This is a genomic window from Arthrobacter saudimassiliensis (genome assembly GCF_059090665.1).
The window spans coordinates 631282-651268 of sequence record NZ_JBNHFX010000003.1; the positions used below are offsets into that span (position 1 = coordinate 631282).

General features: G+C 61.3%; 13 protein-coding genes. 4 read left to right on the forward strand and 9 right to left on the reverse strand.

Annotation, left to right across the window (positions count from 1 at the left end; translation table 11 throughout):
• Window position 1: 1 nt before the first annotated feature.
• Window positions 2–976 (reverse strand): D-2-hydroxyacid dehydrogenase, encoded by a 975-nt coding sequence (locus tag AC5RV6_RS14175; protein ID WP_494007967.1) that lies wholly within the window; start codon window positions 974–976, stop codon window positions 2–4.
• A 205-nt stretch (window positions 977–1181) separates the two neighbouring features.
• Between AC5RV6_RS14175 and AC5RV6_RS14180 the strand changes: the two genes are divergently transcribed.
• From AC5RV6_RS14180 to AC5RV6_RS14195, 4 genes are all read left to right on the forward strand, one after another.
• Window positions 1182–2393 carry a DUF6361 family protein gene (locus AC5RV6_RS14180; protein WP_494007968.1) on the forward strand — a complete coding sequence of 404 codons (1212 nt, stop codon included), beginning with the start codon at window positions 1182–1184 and terminating at the stop codon, window positions 2391–2393.
• Window positions 2386–4251 (forward strand): phospholipase D family protein, encoded by a 1866-nt coding sequence (locus tag AC5RV6_RS14185; RefSeq protein WP_494007969.1) that lies wholly within the window; start codon window positions 2386–2388, stop codon window positions 4249–4251. The genes AC5RV6_RS14180 and AC5RV6_RS14185 overlap by 8 nt, the downstream gene beginning before the upstream one ends.
• Window positions 4241–7405 (forward strand): helicase-related protein, encoded by a 3165-nt coding sequence (locus tag AC5RV6_RS14190; RefSeq protein ID WP_494007970.1) that lies wholly within the window; start codon window positions 4241–4243, stop codon window positions 7403–7405. The genes AC5RV6_RS14185 and AC5RV6_RS14190 overlap by 11 nt, the downstream gene beginning before the upstream one ends.
• 144 nt (window positions 7406–7549) lie before the next feature.
• Window positions 7550–8596: a GIY-YIG nuclease family protein gene (locus tag AC5RV6_RS14195; RefSeq protein WP_494007971.1), complete on the forward strand. Its 1047-nt coding sequence runs from the start codon at window positions 7550–7552 to the stop codon at window positions 8594–8596.
• A 172-nt stretch (window positions 8597–8768) separates the two neighbouring features.
• Here the strand turns inward: AC5RV6_RS14195 and AC5RV6_RS14200 are convergent, their stop codons facing one another.
• From AC5RV6_RS14200 to AC5RV6_RS14235, 8 genes are all read right to left on the reverse strand, one after another.
• Window positions 8769–11339, reverse strand: coding sequence for a DEAD/DEAH box helicase family protein (locus AC5RV6_RS14200; protein ID WP_494007972.1), 2571 nt, complete (start codon window positions 11337–11339; stop codon window positions 8769–8771).
• A complete protein-coding gene (locus AC5RV6_RS14205) occupies window positions 11332–12990 on the reverse strand; it encodes an Eco57I restriction-modification methylase domain-containing protein (RefSeq protein WP_494007973.1) in 1659 nt (552 codons plus the stop codon). Before AC5RV6_RS14205 ends, AC5RV6_RS14200 begins: the two co-directional genes overlap by 8 nt.
• Complete coding sequence (locus tag AC5RV6_RS14210) at window positions 12987–13631, reverse strand: N-6 DNA methylase (RefSeq protein WP_494007974.1); 645 nt, start codon at window positions 13629–13631, stop codon at window positions 12987–12989. The genes AC5RV6_RS14205 and AC5RV6_RS14210 overlap by 4 nt, the downstream gene beginning before the upstream one ends.
• 2 nt (window positions 13632–13633) lie before the next feature.
• Window positions 13634–13885, reverse strand: a complete 252-nt coding sequence (locus tag AC5RV6_RS14215; RefSeq protein WP_494007975.1) for a helix-turn-helix domain-containing protein — start codon at window positions 13883–13885, stop codon at window positions 13634–13636.
• Between the two features lie 524 nt (window positions 13886–14409).
• The gene (locus tag AC5RV6_RS14220; protein ID WP_494007976.1) at window positions 14410–15444 is read right to left on the reverse strand and encodes a DUF3427 domain-containing protein; all 1035 of its coding nucleotides are present in this window, start codon (window positions 15442–15444) and stop codon (window positions 14410–14412) included.
• Window positions 15445–15876: 432 nt separating this feature from the next.
• Window positions 15877–16290 (reverse strand): transposase, encoded by a 414-nt coding sequence (locus AC5RV6_RS14225; protein ID WP_494007977.1) that lies wholly within the window; start codon window positions 16288–16290, stop codon window positions 15877–15879.
• 545 nt (window positions 16291–16835) lie between these two features.
• The gene (locus AC5RV6_RS14230; RefSeq protein WP_494007978.1) at window positions 16836–18146 is read right to left on the reverse strand and encodes a hypothetical protein; all 1311 of its coding nucleotides are present in this window, start codon (window positions 18144–18146) and stop codon (window positions 16836–16838) included.
• 675 nt (window positions 18147–18821) lie between these two features.
• Window positions 18822–19943 (reverse strand): hypothetical protein, encoded by a 1122-nt coding sequence (locus tag AC5RV6_RS14235; RefSeq protein ID WP_494007979.1) that lies wholly within the window; start codon window positions 19941–19943, stop codon window positions 18822–18824.
• Window positions 19944–19987 lie beyond the last annotated feature (44 nt).

Genomic DNA, 19987 nt, shown 5'->3' on the forward strand with positions numbered 1-19987 from the left:
GCTAGCTACTCGAGGGCACGAATCCGAGCCGCTTGTCCACCACGTTGACAAGCGGCTGTCCGGCGAGGTAACGGCGCAGGTTGTCCTCGAACTGGGCGGCCATCGCGGGCAGGTGGGTCTGCGAGTCGCCGGACAGGTGCGGGGTGATCAGCACGTTCTCCAGGTCCCAGAGCGGGTCCGACGCCGGCAGCGGCTCCGGGTGCGTGACGTCCAGGACGGCGCCGGCGATGGTTCTGTTTCGCAGGGCGTCGGTGAGGGCGGCCTGGTCCATGAGCTGGCCGCGGCCCATGTTCACCAGCACCGCCGTCGGGCGCATCGCGGCGAGCACCTCGGCGCTGAGCATGCCGCGGGTGGCCTCGGTGAGCGGGGCGGCAAGGACGATGTAGTCGTACTCCCCCGCCACGGCGGCGAAGTCGGTGCTGGCATGGACGGCGCCGTCGAAGTCGGCGTCGCCGGGGCGGGCGGTGCGGCCGAGCCCGTCGGCGGTGATGCCGACGGCGCGCAGCAGCCGGGCGGTGGTCCGGCCGATGCTGCCGGTGCCGGCGATCAGGGCGCGGGTGCCGGCGAGGTTGCCGGTGCGGAAGTACTCCCAGCGGCGGTCCTGCTGGTTCCGCTGGGCCTGCGGGATGTTCTTGGTGAAGTGCAGGATGCCGGTGAGGGCGTATTCGGCCATGGCCTGGTCGAAGATGCCGCGGGCGTTGGTGACGGTGACGTCGGAGGCGGCCAGTTCCGGGAAGAGCAGCATGTCGACGCCGGCGGCCGGGACGTGGATCCAGCGCAGCGCGTCGGCGGCGGACCAGGTCTGGCGGAGTCCATCGGCGAAGTAGTCCCAGAGGTAGAGGATCTCGGCGCCGCGCAGGGCGGCGGGCAGGTGTGCGGGGGTGGTGACGACACGGACGTCGGCGAGGGACTGGAGGGTGTCGAGGCCGACGACGGGGCGGGAGCCGGCGTAGATGGTGAGGACGGGGCGGGGCATGCGTCCAGCTTAGGCAGCTTCGAGCAACGTCGGAGAGCAACACGCTGCCCAGAAGAGCTTCACTCCTTACGCTGTACCAGCCCAGAGCCCCGTGACGGGAATCTCGGCTCCCCCATACACACACGTTGAAGCGCAGATATATGGGAACGGGCCGACGTCCAAGGTAGCCTGATGCCAACTCGACGTATTTAACCTGATTTGGACAATGACTTCCCATATTTCCTGGCTCGACGCGAACACCGATGAGAACAACCGCATGCGTGAGCTCGTCAAACTGTTTTCCACCCCGGAAACTATCGACGATCTAGGCATCGGCCAGATTCGAGATGTCATCAGCAACACTCTCTTTCCGGGAACGTCAGTGCTTCACGCAGGAGCCCGCTACCTCCTGCTCGTACCGTGGTCCTATCTGACGGCGGCTGCCGGAACAACCCAACCGGAAATTTTGAAGTCCCGCGCAGAGAAGTCAGAACGGGCGCTAATTGACAGGTTTCGCGAAATTTCCACCTCCGGGTTCATCGGCAGCTCAGCCGGCAATAAGGTCCGCCAGCTTCCGTCAGCGGCCTATTGGTCCGCGCTCCGGCGGTACGAGATAGTGCATCCGGACATTGACCGCGCCGCAATCGCAGAGGCCATGTGTGCTGCACGCTCCAGCACGGACGGCAGCGAACCAACGGTGATCTGGGACCCGTCCTTACCCAAGCCGCCCGAAGGCTTCCCTCACACCGAGGAGAACGCCCTGGTGCTCACGCACGCCGAATCATCCTGGCTTCAGGAACGCCTGCTCGCATCCTGTCGGGGAACGCTGCTGGCGCACCTGGTGATGTCGCCGGTTCCGCTCGCGGACAACACGACCGGTCCATGGGAGGAACCGGCCGCCCGAACTGCTGACCCGCACATCACCCAATGGCTTCGCGACGCTGAACTGTTCTCCTTCGTACACAACGGGGCCAACATCCTCTATCAGCACTCGCTGGCCGACCTCGCTTCGAGGACCCTTCCCGGCAGCGGCATCTCAACGGAGCCGACCGAGGAGTTGCTGAAGACCTGGGAGATGAAGCGGAGTGCCAACCGGCACTTGCTCGAAAGCTGGGACACCGCTTCCTTCCTTGAGCGAGTGCAGACCGCCAATCCCGCTATCCGCGCAAGCACCCTCGACTTCGCCCGCACCATTGCCGCTGCGGCTCAGGACTTTTCGACCCCCATCGCGGACAACCACACCCTCCGCCTGGTCGTCGAGGACCGGGAGCGCCTGATGAAGAAAGCCAACTCCCGGTTCCGGAACCATCAGCGCCTCCGCGGCTGGGCCCCGCAGGACAGGGTCTCGGCCCTCACGTTCCGCTGGACTCAGGTCCGGCGGACCATCCGTGACATCCACGACGGGCTGGCCCGTGGACAGGAACTCACCCATGCTTGATGCCGGGAACAGGCAGGCCCTCACCCAGCAGCTGCGCCCGCCGGCCGGGTTCCGGCTGGTGCATGCTGTAGGCACCACGTTCACCCTGGACATGACCAGCGCACTGGCGGTTCCCCTGAGTTTTGTGTCCGGATCCGGGGAGCAGTTCACGAATTCGGTCGCGGTGCTCACCGCGCTCCGCAAGGTCGCGGACCGTGTGGACATCTTCTGCCAGGCGGGCAATATCCGGGTCCCGCAGGATGCCTCGGATTTGCTGGCGCTGCTCGAGCCGATGGTTCACCAGGTCAGCGCCAAGCGGGGCGGTCTCTTTCACCCGAAGATCTGGGTGCTGGAGTTTGAAAACGACGACGACGGTGAACGCCGCTACCGGTTCCTGTGCAGCAGCCGCAACCTCACCCCGGACACCAGCTGGGATCTCCTGGTCCGGCTCGATGGTGCGCCAACGGACATCGCCATTCCCAGCAACACCGCCCTGTCACGGTTCCTGACAGCGCTCAGCCCCATGGCCTCCGTGCAGCTGGAGCAGACACGGATAGACCGAATTGCAACTCTGGCCAAGCGAATCGCCACCGTTGAGTGGGAGTTACCCGAGCACATTTCCTCGCTGGCCTTCCGTCCGCTCGGTGTTCAGTCCGAGGCGGAGCCTGAGTCCCTGGTCAGTTACCTCCGCAACCCGCAGACCGCCACCGGCCTGAATCCCGACCCGACGGCAGCGAAAACCATCGGCTACAAGAAGCTGGCCATCTCCCCGTTCCTGGACGACACCCTGCTAGGTCGCTTCACCGATGCCCGGACGGGAGAAGCCCATGTGTTTTCCCGCGCGGATCAGCTCGACCTGATCTCCCCGGAGCTTATCGGAAACAAGCGCGTCCGCTTCCGTTCATTCGACGACACCGTCACCCCTGAAATGAACGACGACAGCGTTCCCAACTCGGCAGGTGACCTCACCGGGATCCATGCCAAGGCTTACTTCTGTGACTACGGTTTTCAAACCCATGTGCTCCTTGGCTCGAGCAATGCCACCGACGCTGGTTTCAACAAAAACGTTGAGTTCCTGGTCGAGATGAAGGGACGCAAATCAAAAATCGGGGTGGACGAGATCCTGAACAGCCTCAAAGACGTTCCCTTCACTGACTATGCAGGCGATGGAGGCAAGGAGCCTAGCCGCGACGACGAGACTCGTTTTCGGCTCGAGACCGAACTCCAAAAGGCTGCTGCCGGGAGCTTCATGCTTGATGCATTCGAGGAACCGGGACCTGAATCATCCGGACGGTACGCGGTCAGTCTGGAGCATCACTGGGCACCTCCGCCCCAGTTCAGTGCCACCATTCGCTTGGTGTCACTTCGCACACCGGTCTTCGAGGTCCTGGGGGCTTCCGACCGCTCAATCAGCTTTCGACAGGTGCCGCTGGCAGATGTGACTCCCTATGTAGTGCTGGCTCTCACCGACAAAGAGTCCGGCCTGTCAGCGACGGCCGTTGTCCAGGGCGTCCTGCGCACCGATCCGGAGGGCCGCCTCGACGAGGTCATTGCCCGGCAGCTGGACCATCCCGACAAGCTGCGGCAGTTCCTGCTCCTGTTCCTGTCGCCGGAAAACGTTCCACCGGGTTCAGGCCTTGCCGGCCTGTCCTGGCAGTTCCGCCCGGGATATGAGACAGGGTCATCAGCCGGACTTTTCGAAGCTTTGATTACCGCACTGGAGAATCCCAATGCCCCGGCCGTGTTCAGCGATCTGGAGCCGGTGATTCAACGCTTGGTGCAGCTGAACGGGGACAGTGAAGAGGTCCTGCAGCTTCAATCCCTTTGGTCTGCCGCAGTGGAGGCCCTGCAAATGAAGGAACTGTCCCATGGTCTTTGACCCGCTCCCGGCGCTGAACAGCCTGCGCGGATTCCAGCGGCGCACCGTCGACCACGTTTTTCACCGGCTTTACCGCGACGCCGAGCCGGCCGACCGGTTTCTCGTCGCAGACGAAACCGGTCTAGGGAAAAGCATGGTTGCCCGCGGCGTCATCGCCAAAGCCATTGCTGAACTGGACCGGACAGAGTCAACCGTGGATCGCATCGACGTCGTCTACGTCTGTTCCAACGCCGATCTGGCCAAACAGAATCTGGCGCGGCTAAACGTTACCGGGCAGCCGGATATCATCGAATCCGGGCGGCTCACCCTGCTCCCGGGACAGCTGGATTTGCTGCAGGGTGAGCCCGCCCCAGGAATGAACAAGCGTGTCAATTTCATCTCATTGACTCCCGGCACCTCGTTCAAGGTCACTCAGGCCACAGGACAGGCGCCGGAACGTGCCGTCCTGTTTCTCCTCCTGGAACAGCTCAACGTCATCACTCCCCAGAACAGGACACACGCAGTGGAACTGCTGCGCGCTACCGCCGGAACCAGCTCGTTCGAATGGCAGCTTGGCCGTTGCAGGACCAAGAACCCCGACGGATTCACGCCTCAGATAGCGGAGGAGTTTCGAACTCTGGGGTCTGCGAGCGGAAACCTGCCGGCGATAAAGCGTGAGCTATCCAATGAATCAGCTGACCGGGAGGGTCAGCACAAGTCCATGAACAGCATCATCGGCGGTTTGCGGTCCGACTTGGCGCGGGCGGGCCTGAACTGTCTGGAACCGGACCTGATCATCCTGGACGAGTTTCAGCGCTTCCGCGATCTGCTCCGGCCACCCGCGAGCGACGACCTGGTTGATGAGGCCAATGAATTGGCCCGCCAGTTCCTGGAGTACGACGGCGCGAAACTGCTTCTGCTCTCCGCAACTCCATACAAGGCTCACACCGCGGCCGCTGACACCGACGGGGATGAGCATTCCTCGGACTTCCTTCAACTGTTGGACTTCCTCAGCCGCGGCGAGGAAGGCTATTTGAGCAGCCTGAGAGCCGATTTCGAAACACGACGCCGGCAGCTCACCGGTCAGCCCGTTGATGAGAACGTGACGGACCGGATAGAACGCTCTCTGCTCCGGTTTATGTCCCGGACCGAGCGGCCCCAGCTGGGCAGGGACGACATGCTCAAGGTCATCGACATGGCACCAACGGAGGTGAAGCCCGGGGACCTCTCCAGTTATCGGTCCTTGTCCGAGGTCTCACGGGCAGCAGGTTCGGGCAACGTCCTGGAGTACTGGAAATCCATTCCTTACTTCGCCCACTTTCTGGCCGGCTACAAGATTGGTCGCGAGACTGTCCAGAAGCGTGAAGAGCTGCATCCGCTACTGAGCAAACTGGCCACAATCGATGCGGACAAATACCGCCGCTACGAACCGCTGGAGACTGACAGCGCGAAGTTCCGCGCCGTTCGTGACCACACTGTGGGCCAGGACTGGTGGCAGCTGCTGTGGATTCCGCCGTCGCTCCCGTATCTGGAACCGTCCGGACCCTACTCCGGGCAGTCCGCCGTAACAAAACAGCTGGTCTTCACCTCTTGGAACGCCGCCCCCACGGCAATTACCACTCTGCTTTCCTATGAGGCGGAGCGGGAAACGCTCCAAGGGTCCGAGCACGGAGAAAACTCTCCCGAAGCCCGAAGGAAGTTCCGCGGCAGGTTCCGTTATGCGGTCAAAGACGGGGAGCCGCAGCGGATGTCGACGTTGGCGTTGTTCGTTCCCCACGTTGCTCTGAGTGCTGCCGGCGATCCTCTGTCGGCCGCGAGGAAAGCTGGCCGGCGGGTGACCGGCAAGGAGCTTAGGGAATGTGCTGCCGCGGAAGGTCAGATAGTCACTGGAGTGCCGGCGGGCGATGCCGGGCGGCTGGGCGCCTGGGCGTCGTATTTCAGCGTTCCCGGTGGGTTTCCTCAGGAATGGTACGAGAGGAATGCTCTGTCGGGACGGTTTCGGGAGGCATCTGAGAGCATCGAGCGGTCCGCTGGTCTAGATGACGCTGCTGAGCCCAGCAAGAACGACGAAGGCGGACGGGAGGACACTGCCTACCTCCAACACGTTGACCGAATGCTCGAGGTCGCGGCGGGGGGTTTCCTTGGGTGGGATGCTGAGGTTGCTGATCTGGCCGCTAATTCACCCGCCAACTGCATGTACCGCTCCCTGCTGCGGATAGCTCCCGAAGGAATGGACGGGGGTCATGTCTACAAAGCCGCCCTGCTCGGCGTTTCCGGCCTCCGTTCTCTGTTCAACCGGCTTGATGTAGCTGAACTTCTGGTTCGGTTGTACCCGGAGGGCGAACCGTGGCAGAGGGTGCTCAGGTATTGCGAGGCAGGGAACCTGCAATCCGTGCTGGATGAATACGTGTTCCAGCTGCAGAGTCAGCAGCCCCCGGGTGAGCTCACCGCCGAGCAGCTCATGCTGCTGGCTGACGATCTCCGGGGCGCCCTCACTCTGCGCCCCGCACCCATGCGGGCGAAATATCCTGACGGCTCACATGATGATCTTCGAATGGGGGTTCGTTTCGCCGTCCGCTACAGCAACTCCCGCTCAGAGGATGGCGATTCAGCCCGTATGCCGGAAGTCCGAAGGTCGTTCAACAGTCCCTTTTGGCCGTTTGTTCTGGCGTCCACTTCGGTCGGCCAGGAGGGTATTGATTTCCATTGGTGGTCACACTCGGTGATGCACTGGAACGTCCCGTCCAATCCCGTTGATTTTGAGCAGCGGGAGGGACGGGTCCACCGCTATCTCGGCCACGCCGTGCGCAAGAATGTTGCTGCGCAGCACGGAGACGCGGTATTCGCCTCCAATGCCCGGAATCCCTGGGCAACTGTTTTTCGGGTTGCATCGCGGTCCGTCGCCGAGTCCGAAGATGCGTACAAGGACTTCTCACCGCATTGGATACACCGCGGCGAGTACAAGATTGAACGCCGGTTACTCGACCATCCGCTGAGCAGGGACGTTGTACGGACGAAGCAAATGCTCTCCGGACTTGCCACCTATCGCCTCGCCCTGGGCCAGGCACGGCAGGATGATCTGCTGGGCCTTATTCCGGAGGACAGCCATGTTCCGGCCCTGCGTCTCCGCCCGCGAGGCGATCCCTCTCCTGCACCAGGTACGGTTCCGCGATAGGGCTAAGTTCCTTTTCATAGGGCGGGAATTCCGCTCAGCACGCCGTCCGGCAGGTGTTGCATAAGACCCTAGTAAACTCGGACCCGCGCGCACCTGCAGGGCAGGGTTGTAGACAGTCTCATGTGCCCTAGCCCGAGGCGGTAGATGACGTTTTTGGAGGAGATCATTTCGTTGAGTACCGGCAAATCAGTTCGTCTATTCCTGGCCGACGGTACCCCTGGTGGCTTGTTGACGGCCGAGATCATGAACTGGACGGGACACATCGTTGCGGCTCCACGTTCCGACCTAGGAACACTGTTGAAACGACCTGAGGCCAGCCGAACCGGAATCTATCTCCTGCTAGGGGACGATCCCGACAGTATGGGAGGTTCGCTTGCCTACATCGGCGAAGGTGACGACGTCAGTAAGCGGTTGTACCAACACTCCCGCCCGGAAGACCAGGGCGGAAAGGACTTCTGGGACCGTGCCATCGTTCTCACGAGCAAGGACGCAAACCTCACCAAGGCGCACGCCCGCTACCTGGAGTCGCGCCTCATCACCTTGGCACAGCAAGCCAAGCGCGCCCGCCTGATGAACGGCACGGCACCAGCACCGTTACCGCTGCCAGAGTCGGACGTCTCGGACATGGAGTACTTCATCGCACAAGCCAAGATTGCCCTACCGGTCTTGGGGGTCAACTTACTTCGGAATACGACTGTCTCCGCAACGCCATCAAACCCTGCTGAGCCTGTTTCCGCCCCTCAGCAGGTCATCTCCCCCCTATTTGAAATGCGGCTCAAAAAGTACGGAATCGTAGCGACCGCCCAGGAAGTCGATGGTGAGTTCACGGTCCTCGAGGGGTCGCTTGCCAGAGCAACCTGGATCGGAGTCGAAGAAGATGGCTATCGACGGCTTCGAGAAAAACTGGCCAAGGATGGCACGCTGGTCCCGTCGGCCAACGGAGCCCTCGCCGTGTTTTCCCGCAATCAGGTCTTCGCTTCACCCTCTGCGGCATCGGCTATCGTCTCAGGGCGAACATTCCAACGGACGCGCGGAATGGAAGGTGCAATCCACCGGACTTGCCTACGGGGTCTGGCAGAACCAAGATATCGAGCTCGATCGCGAAGGGCTCTGAAGGCAGGGCCGTCGGCGAGGACCCCCAATGCTCGAACGATGCCACACCGGCCGCCGATACTCCGGTGCCGAGATTGAGATCAGCGCTCTTCTACGAGATCCTTCGCCGTTAGGTTTGCCGGCTCCCCAGACGAACTCGAGCTGGATCGCCGGCATCAGCTACTCGCGCTTGTGAACAGCAGTATGCATCTCCTCGATGCTGCGCGGGTTCGAAAGGACATGCTGATTCTCTGGGTCGGCCGACTGATGGTCAGGCAACGGCGTCGTCATCGACGGCGACCACGGTGTCGTAGAGGCCGTAGCGCCGCAGACCCTTGTGGGACTCGATGCCGGTGTAGGACAGGGAGGAGTCTTCGTAGCGGCGGAAGGCGAAGACGGCTTGGTTGATGTGGGTCGCATTGAAGACGCCGAGGTTCACGAGCAGATGGAAGTCCTCGACGGTCAGTCCGGTGACGGTACGGAACAGGCCCGGTTCGAGCTTGGTTATGACGTCCTGAAGGGTGTTCTCGCGGAAGTCAGTCAGGTACATGAACGCCGGAATACGGGTGGCGAACTTCACCAACTTTTCCTGGATCTGCTTCCGCTTGGACTTATATTCCTTCTCCTCCGCCGTGAGCTCCTTCTTCTCCGCCGGAGTGATGTCCTCGCCCTTTTCCTTCTTCGCCTTCTTGACGGCGTCGCTCTTGTTCACGACGGTCTCGAATATGTCGTTGCCGAGCGCGCGGAAGCCTTCGATGTTCATGACGGCGTTGAGGGCTTCGGGGTTGTTCATGATCTTGCGCAGGGTGTCGTTGTCGACGTTGACGAGGATTGCGGACTCCCACTTACGGGCCAGGAGAGTTGCGGAGGTGCCCGACATGGCAATGTCCAGGATGCCGCCAGCATCGACCTGAGTCATGTTCGACCCGTCATAGGCCAACACGGGCAGGAACTTCACGAGCTCCTCGACCGCCTGCTCCGGGTTCGGTGTGTCCGGCGAAAGGCCCGCGCCGTAGTCAGCGATCTGACGCAGTGCGCGGGTAGGCGCGAAGTCGAACACGAAGCACACCGGCTTGAGGACTGCTTCGGCGCTCGGGTTGTCTCCGTCAGGGTTCTTGATCGACCATGGTGACTGCACGCGGAACGCTGCCTGGAAGTAGGTCTCGGGTGAGTTGAGGTTCCGCAACATCAGGATCGAGGACCACTGCTTGACGGTGACACCCGTGGTGAGTTTGCCGCACGACAGAGTGATCGTCTTCGTGTCGTGGCCGTCACCGATCGCCGCCCGCACTGGCGGGAGAGCATCCAGCCCAATGCCCGCGCCGGCACCTGCGACTACGAGGACCTCGTAATCGTGCCAAAACACGTTCTGCTTCTCCGCGAGCAGGTTCGACATCGCCTGGCACGCTGCCACGTTGGGCAGGAACCAGAATGAGTGCTGCAGGTACGGCAGGAGTCGGACATCGGAGTATGGGAATGGCGGGCGGGTGCCCATTCGCATGGCGTCGACCTGGGTGGGCAGGTGAGCGCCGCGGATGAGGTCGAGCCACTTCTGCACGTCGGTCTTGTGCGTGAACTCGGCTTCCTTACCGATTCCCTTGGCCTCGAAGAACTCGTTGAGGTCGAACTCGTCGAACTCTCCCTGGTTGGCGACGGCGATGAGCTCGTCAGGCATCTGGTAGGTGAACAGGCGCATCTCCGGCAGGGCACCGTATGGGTTCCAGACGTTCGGGTGCGCGACGGCATACTCGGCCTTTGCGTGCTGCTCGTCGGTGTAGGTCCAGTTGAAGATTTGCTCCTCGATGAACTCACCGGTTGCCAGCGCCTTGAACGGCGTGCCGGACAGGTATAGGTAGGCACGAGTGGTGATCGGAAGGAAGTCGTCCTCGTCGTTGCCGAGCTCGTCGAGTTCCTCGTCGAAGGCCGCGAGGCCGTCGTTATACTCCGCGGCCAGTTCCTTCTGCTTGACCTTCTCGTCCTCGCCCTCGAACAACTCTTTGGCGGACTCGCGCCAGGCACCGAAGTGGTACTCGTCGAAGATGACGAGGTCCCAGTTGGTGGTGTGGACCCACTCGTTCTTCGCCTTGATGAGCCCGGTCTTCCGGTCGCGTCCGAGCAGGTCCTGGAACGATCCGAAGTAGACCAGTGGCCGACTCTTGTGTGCGTAGTCCGGACTCCCTCCGGTCGCTGAGGAGAGGTACTGCCAGCCATCGAAGTCGGCGTGAGACTCCAGATCGCTCTGCCAGGCGTCCTCCACCGCAGGCTTGAACGTCACCACGAGAACGCGCTTGGCGCCGAGCCGTTTGGCAAGTTGGTAGGAGGCGAAGGTCTTCCCGAAGCGCATCTTGGCGTTCCACAGGAAACGAGGCACCGCCTGGGAGCCCTCGGCCCAGATCGACTTGAAGTAGCCCTCGGTCTTATCGACGGCGCTGGCCTGCTCCGGGCGCATCGGGAACGTCTCGTGATGGGTTCCACTGAGCTCCACGCCTGTACGCAACTCAGTGATCGCCGTACGAACGTCGTCCGGCGTACAACGCATCCACTCCCGCGCAGACCCGAAGATTGGGTTCTCGAAGCCCTTGTCGATCAGCCTTTGGCGCACATCCGAGTCGCGAATAACCGATCCGTCGCCACGTTCAGCGAGTTCGTCAACGTGGAGCGTGTACGCCTGCTGCATTTGCCCCTGAGACTCACGGATACGCATGTTCACATCCGGCTTCGTCGTCTGCCCGACCTTGAGAAGTCCCGTATATCCTGCTGGTGGATCGTTCGGCGACCACGCGTAGATGCGCAGCCTCGCTTCGGGCCTCTCCGGGAGAAGCTCGTCGATGTCTCTACTCATCGGTACCCTCCCCATCATCTTCGAAGAGGGTACGGTCGTGTGGGGCCACCTGAGATTCGACAAATGCGATCTCGTCGGTGGTCAGTCCGTAGCGCTTATAAAGCAGGTCGTCAGTCCACTCGCGGTCGAGAGGCAAGTCCGGAACAAATGCGTAGACATTGCGCGTGGCATCTTGCGTTCCCTTTCTCAAGGACACCAAAAAGCGTACGAACCGAGTTCGCAGATAACCCGCGTAGCGTTCGGCGCTGCGCTCGTCCTCAAACCGCCCCGCGACCAAATAAGTCTCCGTGCACGCCGTACCAGGAGGCGCGATTATCGGCCTAGACAGGAATTTCGTTTCAACCGCTGCACTCGTCCCTTGGACACGTGTCATCAAGACTTTCCAGTCGTCTACCCACTGACGATTCGAAGGCAGATCGTCGCGCTCGATCCAATCGATCCGCTGGTTCGCGAAAAGCTTCACTGGCTCGGACATTCGCGCCGGCGAACCGCTTCCTTTGAAGTTGGTCGCTAGGCCAAAAGGCTTTCGGCTCGACACCCGCAGGTCCAATGTCGGCTCACCGAGCGCTCGGACCTTGTCGAGGATCGGGACGGCTTCATTCCGACGGACTAGCACGTCGTAGGCGTCCAGGTACCGAGTTACCTTTTCGCCAAGAGGCTTCCCATCCCACATTGTCTGGACCGCGCAAGGGCCATCGTATTCACGGTCCCAGAGGAAGTACGACACCCCTCCACGGATCTTTACACCGGGGAAGGCTTCGTAGAGCTTCGGGTAATCGACGATGTCGTGCATGCGGTGGTCGGCAAGCATCTTCTTGCGGTACTCGTCGAGGCCCTTGCCGCCCGCAAACCAGCGGGACGGAGTGACAAAAACTGCGAACCGAGGGTCGAGCCCGAGCGCCTTCTCTACGAACATCTGGTAGATGGGTGCGGCCGACGTACCGTAGCCACCGTCGCTGAGTTGGTAGGGCGGATTGCCGATGATGACGTCGAACTGCATGTTGTCTCCGAACAGCTCGGCCATGCGAGCCTTGATATCGTCGGTATGGATGAAGGCGTAGGCGTGAGTCTCAAGGTCTCCGCCTCGTGCGTAGTCGTCCGCGCCGGCTCCGCAGTAGATGCACTTGCGGTCGGTGTAGACCGTGAACTCTTCGCCCGTCAGGGGATCGACACGGAACTCACGCTTGCCGCCGCCCCAGGTGTGCTCGGTGCGCTCGAACCAAATGTTGCCGTCCTCGGTCGTGAACGACTTGGCGATCGAGTGCGGCCCGTTGGCGAACTTCGAGCAGTAAACGCTCCGGCGCGCAAGCAGCGCCGTGAGCTGGGTGATCCCGATGCCGTAGACCTGATGGGTGAGGATGTGATCGACACGTTCGTCAAGGTCGGGGAATGCCAGGATCAGGCCATCGGTGAGCCGACGCACGATTTCACGGAGAAAAACTCCGGACTTGGTGAACGGATCGAGGAACGTGACATCGGGGTTGGCCCAGATGTCCGCGCCGTCATTGGCGTCTGCCCACGCGGTGGCAAGCGTGTCGAGCATCTGGTTCGCGAATACTGGTGGGGTGAAGACCTCATCGTTCGAGAGGTTCGCGATGCAGGTCAAGACATCCGGATTGTGCCCTCGGAGTGTGAATGGCGCAAGGGTCACGCGGCGTCCTCGGCGATCTGCCTGACGGTCATCGTCGGATAGGTCTGCACTGGAACGAACAGGTCCTCGTCGTCGAGTTCACCGAACAGGGTTCCCTCGTACGAGGCGCGCTGGGTGAGGTCGTCGTAGCGAAAGTCGCGCCTCTGAAACTTCCCCTTGCCAAGGTAGCCCCACTCAGGAAAGGTGATCGGTTGGCCACTGGGCACGGTCATGGTCAAGGCATCGCCCTGGACGATGTTCACGGCCAGGACTGCGCGTGCCGCTCGCGCCCACTGGTCATCGTTGCCGATACCAAGGAACGTGTTGAACACCTCGGCGAGATTGTGGCGGCACTCTTCGGCGTTGTCCGCGAGGAGTTCGATGCCGTACGTGCACATCAGCGCGAAGAGGGCGTAGTGGCGCTTTTCGAACTCGCTCTTGTCGTGCCGAATCTGGACGGTCGCGAGCTTGCGAGCCAGGACTGGGATGAGGAAGTTCCCGGAGCCGCAGGCGGGTTCGAGGATGCGAGAGTCGATCCGCTCAGATTCGTGCTTGACGAGATCGAGCATGTCCTCGACCATCCACGCCGGGGTGAACACCTCGCCGTGATCGGCAACGCGTTGCTTGGATTTCACCAACTCCTGGGCGTCTATCAGCGCCATCTTCACCCCTGTCCGTGCTCGTCGTTGTCCTGAGCGTAGGAGCGACCAACGACACCGGGATGGGCTACGGGGATCTCATGGTCACTGGCTGCCGCGCCCGCGCGCACCCAGTCGTCGATCTCGCAGGCTTTGAACTTCCAGAGACGCCTGACTTTGTGGTCGGGCAGAGCTTCGGCAATCCAGGTGTGGACGGTGTCCTTGGTGACCCCGAGGTGGGCGGCGATGTCGTCTGTGGACAGCCGCGGCTCAGCCACGTTGGTCCTCCTCACTCATTGGGCCACACAGGCCCACGAGCACCATGATACCGGTGGAGATACCGATTCAGTTGCGTTTCTCCCGGCGTGGCCAAACGAGATAAGTGCCCGACTTCGAACGTCCGTTTGCCCTGTCAGGGTCTTAAGCCGCCGTGCGCGGGGTCCGTTCATTGTTCCATATTGATGAGAGGTAGTTTTCTCAGTTGATATGGCCGTAGCCGCGGCGGTAGGTCCGCTATCCAGGTCCTGATTGCCAGCCAGAGTTCCTTGCGTGCCCCCCCCTGACGGTCCAGGACTCTCTTCCAGAGCAGGGAAAAGAGGAGTCCATGGCAGCGTTGTTCGCTTCGCCCTAGATACACAAGGCGCAACTCGGTCAGCCGCAAAAGAGGCCGCGTCGAAGGGACAGCGAAGGGGCGGCGAAGCAGTGCAGATGCGTGGTTCAACGCGGAGATATTGAACTGCGGCTCCACCCCATACCCACCGCGGAACCGAGGGGGCGCGGCTTCATCACACATCGGGGGCGCTTAGTGCGCCACGGCGCTCGCCTCGACGTAAACGTCCGCCGGCATCGGCCGATGCAGCTTCCAAGTGATGGCGATCGGCCGGGACCCGGCGTGCGACATGTAGTCCATCTCCCCCAAACACGTGTACGGCATCGTCATCCCGTTCTCGTCCTTCTCCCGGGGACGGGTGAACAGCAGCACCCTCGTCCCGTTGCTGCGCTGGGTGAGGTACCGCCGGCCTGCGACGCTCTCGGGCGACGTCGCGTTCTGTGATTCCCAATGAAAGACCTCAGGACTCATCGCGTAGTCCTTGTACATGATCGAGGCAGCCCGGTCCTTCGCATCCTTCTCCAGCGTCACGAAGAAGACATCAGTTTCAACCTCCGGACACCAGGCGACGCCCTCCCGGTGGGTCATCCGGCCGCCCAGCTCGAAGTACCCCAACGCAGCGAGCACTTCCTCACGGCGGTAGGTCGCATGGGAATATAGCGGGACCTGCTGCAGGCCGAGCCCGAGCCCGCGCGGCGCGTGCCGGGCGTTCTGAAGTCCCAGGGCAGCGAGCTGCCGGATCTCCGACGCGACCAACGAGTAGCCCCGCAAAACCTGCAGGCCGTCGTCGTAGGAGGCGTGTCCCCCACCATTGGGCCAGATGGCGAAAAACAGCATCCGGGCCATGATCTGCTCCCGCGGGCTGAGCTCTGCGTAGCGGCGCCCCTCAGGGGACACCAAGTCTGCATACGCTTCGGCCCGCTCCGGATCGTCGATGCACAGCATCGAGGTCATCCTGCGCAGCAGCGCCTCCTCGGTGTCACCGTGGGGCAGTGACGGTGAGAGCCCGACGTCGGGCCGGTGACCGACGTCGACCAGCCCGGCTTCCCGGATCAGCGACGTCCAGGAATCACCGGTCTTCCGGTACACGTGCGACAGGTCCCGGCCGGACTCACGAAGATAATCCTCCAGCGCCTGCTCGCCATAGGAGCGAACCTCGGCGACCAGCCGCTTCCGGTTCACCCGCAGCTGCTCGCGAATGTTGTCCAGCACAACCTTCTGTGCCACCCGATCCAGCACGATATGCGACCCCGACGGCAGGAACGGGAAACCCTCCTCCACGGCTTTCTCCAGCGCTTTGCGGCGCAGGCCGGTCAGGGCGCCGAGTTTGGCGTCGAACCGGAACTCGCGGCGCGCTGGCCGATGTAGTCCAGCACAGTCAGCACCGCTTTGTCCCTCGCCCGGCGAACGCCCCGGCACAGCTGCTCCACGCGCGATCTGGACGGAACCTCTGAACTCGTGAGTTCACGGGTCAAATTGGCTCTTCGCCGTTCGTGGTGAATGCTCTGCCGTGATGAGTGTTCATGCCGCTGTTCTGGCGGCGCTGCGCAACAGGATACGTGTTTTGTAATTGCCTGCGTTGGTGAATCCCCGTCCTTTTGATGTGTTTGATTGTGGTGTTGCTGGGTTCAGCTTTCGCCGTGGTCGCTCCGGTGACGATCAGGACTTCAATCCATTTCCACAACCGGCGCACCGTCCTCCAGAGCGGGGCGTCTCGGGCTGGTCAGCCTTCTCGACGAGGACTTGCGCCTGGTCTTTCGCGGCGGCTGCGTCTGCGAGGGATCCGGAGGCCAGCATCGTCCGCAGTTGTTCCTTGACCTTCCAAGCTGCCTGCAGCTTTCCGGTGGCATCGTCGGTGGCGAACACGGTCTCCAGCCGGATCCAGGCCCGGTGCGAGAGCGCGTCGCCGGCGCGCAGGAGCAACCGCCGATTGGCCCAGACCGGGTCGATGGATCGTCCCCGCCGCCCGTGGACCTGTAGTGTGAGGCGCTGCCGGACTTCGGCGAGCATGGCATTTGCCCAGCTTGACCAGGTGGAACGCATCCACTGAGACAGCGGTGCGTGGAAAGCCACATTCGCAATGCTTTGCGGAACGCCGCGGAAGAGCCGATCGCTACTACACGCACGCCCAGACGCCAGGCCAGCGGCCGGGCGACCGCCAGTCTCCGACGCCGTCATTGTCCCCGCCGTCCTCGATTTCCAAGACCTGTCCGGTATCGAGATAGACACGGTTCAAAGCGCGTCCAGGACCTCCTCACAGGGCCGCGGAAGAACCGCACCGACCGGTAGCGGTGCCCAATCGATGACGAGCATCCGCGGGGCTAAAGCATCAACATCAGCCAGGGGCAGTGCCGCGGAGTCCAGAGCGCGCTGGACGAGCCACCACGAGACGCCGAACGCAGTTGCGCCCTCGGCAGCGGCCCTTCCGGAACTGATCACCACAGCTACGAGGGCGTCGCGGAACCGGTGGGTGGCCCGGTCCCGGCGCGGGACTGGAATGGTTTCCTCGGTGCACCCGCATCCTGAGGCTTCGCTCGTCTTCGCTGGCATGGCAACATGGCTCGCAACGTACCAACTGAGCTGAGCTTCTACACAGATCATGGCATGAGCCCACAGATCTAGTTGGTTTGAGTATTCGGTAGATGTGGTCCGATGTAGCCGACTACGATTTGATTCGCAGTCCCAGTTGCATCTAGATAATGGAGGCGCGGAGATACCATACCGTGTTTAGCAATTCGGAAATGCGCTCCCATAAAGGCTACGCCCGAAGGATCTACTTCGGCCGGAACTGACAGAATACGAGGAGTCCGAAACGACGGGTTTTGTTTCACGGAAGCGCTCTCGTCGCGCGCATGACGGCCTGCTGGATACATTCTGCCACCCGGAGGCGGGGACTCCAGATAGGCGTGCACACCCGCAATATCACTGCCTTCGCTCTTTAGCTTCGCGTAATCATTCAAGGCCGCCAGTATGCTCCAAGTCATCCAGCACCAGCGTCCAACTGTGTCGTGCTCATCAAGACGAGCCGTGACATCTTTGTCGCCTGTAAAGGTGATAAAGGGAAACTCGACCACGCGCTCAACTAGGCTGTTGAAGTTCTCCGGGACACTTAGCTGTATTGGCTGCTGGGGGGTATCCGCTCCTGCCCAGTCGAAGTCGCTGCCAGCTCTCGCTATGTGCGCCCGCAAGGCTAGTTCGGTCTGCTGGGCTGCCCGGGTGCGAGTGTACTGTTCTTCGAGCAGTTCCCACGTCTCGGCAGCATCCAGTTCCAGATCATCGACCAGGTCCCTCAGACGCGCCTGCTCAACTGCTGCTTCATCGAGTGCGGCAGACTTCTGGTCTACAAGGGAAAGAAGCCTCGCGGCTTGGCTTGACACATCCTGGGCCCGTGCCAGCTGACCACGTACAAGCTCTACGTTAGAGAGGCTGAGCGGGCCCCCTGTGAACTCCTCTATTAGCGCGCTCACGGCAAGATACACGCCGACCTCGTCGCCGGTGGGCAGATGTGTACCCGAGGCAGTGGGCTGATCGGCTTGCTTGGGCACCGGTCGAGGCCCACTATTCGTGGGTCCAAGGGTCCGTGGTGCAGATTCGACCTCTGGGATTCGAATCTCGAAGCTGTCCAGCTGCAGGTCCACACTGCGAACCGTTCGGTCCAGCAGACTCTCCTGGGCAACTTCACGGGCCTTATAACTGAGTGTCTTTCCCAGTCTTCTAAAGTCTTGCCCAGCGATAGAGCTGGCTGTTACAAAACGATGACGAGAGGCGTCTTGGTAGTCATCAATGTCCAGTCCTGGAAGATACGTCCGGAGCATTCCCGGCTGGACCCCGAATCCAGCCCCCACCCGCTGGTTGAAGACCACTGTTGCAAGGGGATCAAGCACATATCCTGATGCCTGTCCGACAGACTGTTTAAGGATCTTCGTCACGAGCCTTTTCCACTGAGGGAGCGGGAGCTCAGCACTACTACCCGCAATGAAAGAAAGGGTCCTGCGCCCACGCCTGCGCAAAGTGTCAATTAGCGCGTCCACTTGGCTGGCTTGAATTACGACTGGCTCATTCGTCAGTCTGACACCGCGGTCGAGACATATGTATTCGTCAATTAGGTCGCGAACCAGTCTGGGCGCTCCCGCCCAGGATGGACCTTCTACGTCCATCCAGAACCAGGGATTACCATCTTCCGGCTCACGGACTGTGACCGTAGATTTCCATTCGCCCGCGGGCACACGTTCCGTGAGTACGACGCGTTGGGTCTTGCCTTTGAACTTATCCGCTTGCGGAACTAACCACTTGACTACTGCGTTGCCAGATACCGCGACTTCCTGATTGGCGGCCACCGCTGGGCCATCCAGGCCCTTGTCGCTGAGCCATTTGAGCGTCCTCGTTACTACGCTCTCGACCGGATCTGCTCCGTCCCCCACTTCAAACGTAAAGAGCGTCCTGTAACTCAGCATTTCAAACCCACGACCTCTCCCGGTGGCAATACTTATAGCCACTCATCGACCAACTTAACTGATTTTTGAGCTGATAACTTCCCACAACGCCTGGCCAGCGCCGCCGCCACGAGGTTATGCGACTCGAGTCAGTACGGGAGGCTTCCCGTACTACGACACAGGCACCTGGATCGAGCGGAGCCGTCCAATATGGCGGCGCTGCTCCTTGTCATCCTGCTTTATGTGAACGCTGACAAGTACACGTTCGCCATCCGGCTTGTAATAGATCCGGCCCATGTCTTCGCTGCCAGCGATGCCGGTGGACAGCTTTGATACCTCACGCCACCCTCGGACGCCCTCTAGGTCCTTGCCGACGTTTTCACCCATATCTATATGAACCAGCGCCCTGAAAATCGATGCAGGCGCTTCTACGTTTGCCAACTCTTCGACGCTGTCAAGAACAAAAGTTAGCCGGGAAAAGGCCGAGTCAAGGAAGCCAAGGACACCCCGTCGCGGGGCAGATGACTTTATGATATTTATGCGGCGCTCACTTTCTTGTTGCTGCAATTCTTGGAGCCTGTCCTGCAGCGCGGAATTCGTCGCTTCTAGACTCTCGGTACGCGCGTCGCCCTGCTCCGCTTGAGTGCGCCAGATCGCTATGCTGCGATGAAGATCTGCGTTCTCAGAGAGTGCAAACTCAAGGAGCTCCTCAGCATCCTTCTTCTCAAGAAGGTCTTCTTTAACGTTGCTTGTCCGCTCAGCCGAATCAGCGAACGAGGCGATCTGATCGACCAGTGTCTTTTGATGCTCGCGAACTCGGGTGAGCTCGGTGGAAAGCCTGCTCTCGCGGTCGGCGACGGCTGTGAGTCGTTGACGAAGACTCGCAGCTTCCTTTTCCGATCGGGAAAGCCGCCTCTGTAGCTCGTTCGTCTGGTCAAGCAAACTCTCAACCTGGGCGGCGAGCTCCTCCAAGCGTGTATCTTCTGGTATTACAAGGCCTCGGAGCGGGCCTGCAGTTTCCGGGGAGAACGCAGAAGAAACCCGCGATAGCACCTCGTCGCGAGGAGCCTGCACACGCAGCCGGGCAAACCAGTCGTAGAACCTTCCGTCGGAAGCGGTCCGGTGGCTGACGTCCCACCGTTGCACCGGAAGGTCTGATGCTTCAAGCGCAGCCACGACCTCTGCTGCGACTCTCTCGGAGGCATTGAATACAACGTGATGACCAAAGCGATTGCTATCCAGTGCCCATTCGCCATCAAAAGTGAAGCTCGACGGCGCAGCCACGTCACGCATTCCGCGCGCGTATGGTATGGAGGTTCCTGACAAGAGGAACCGGT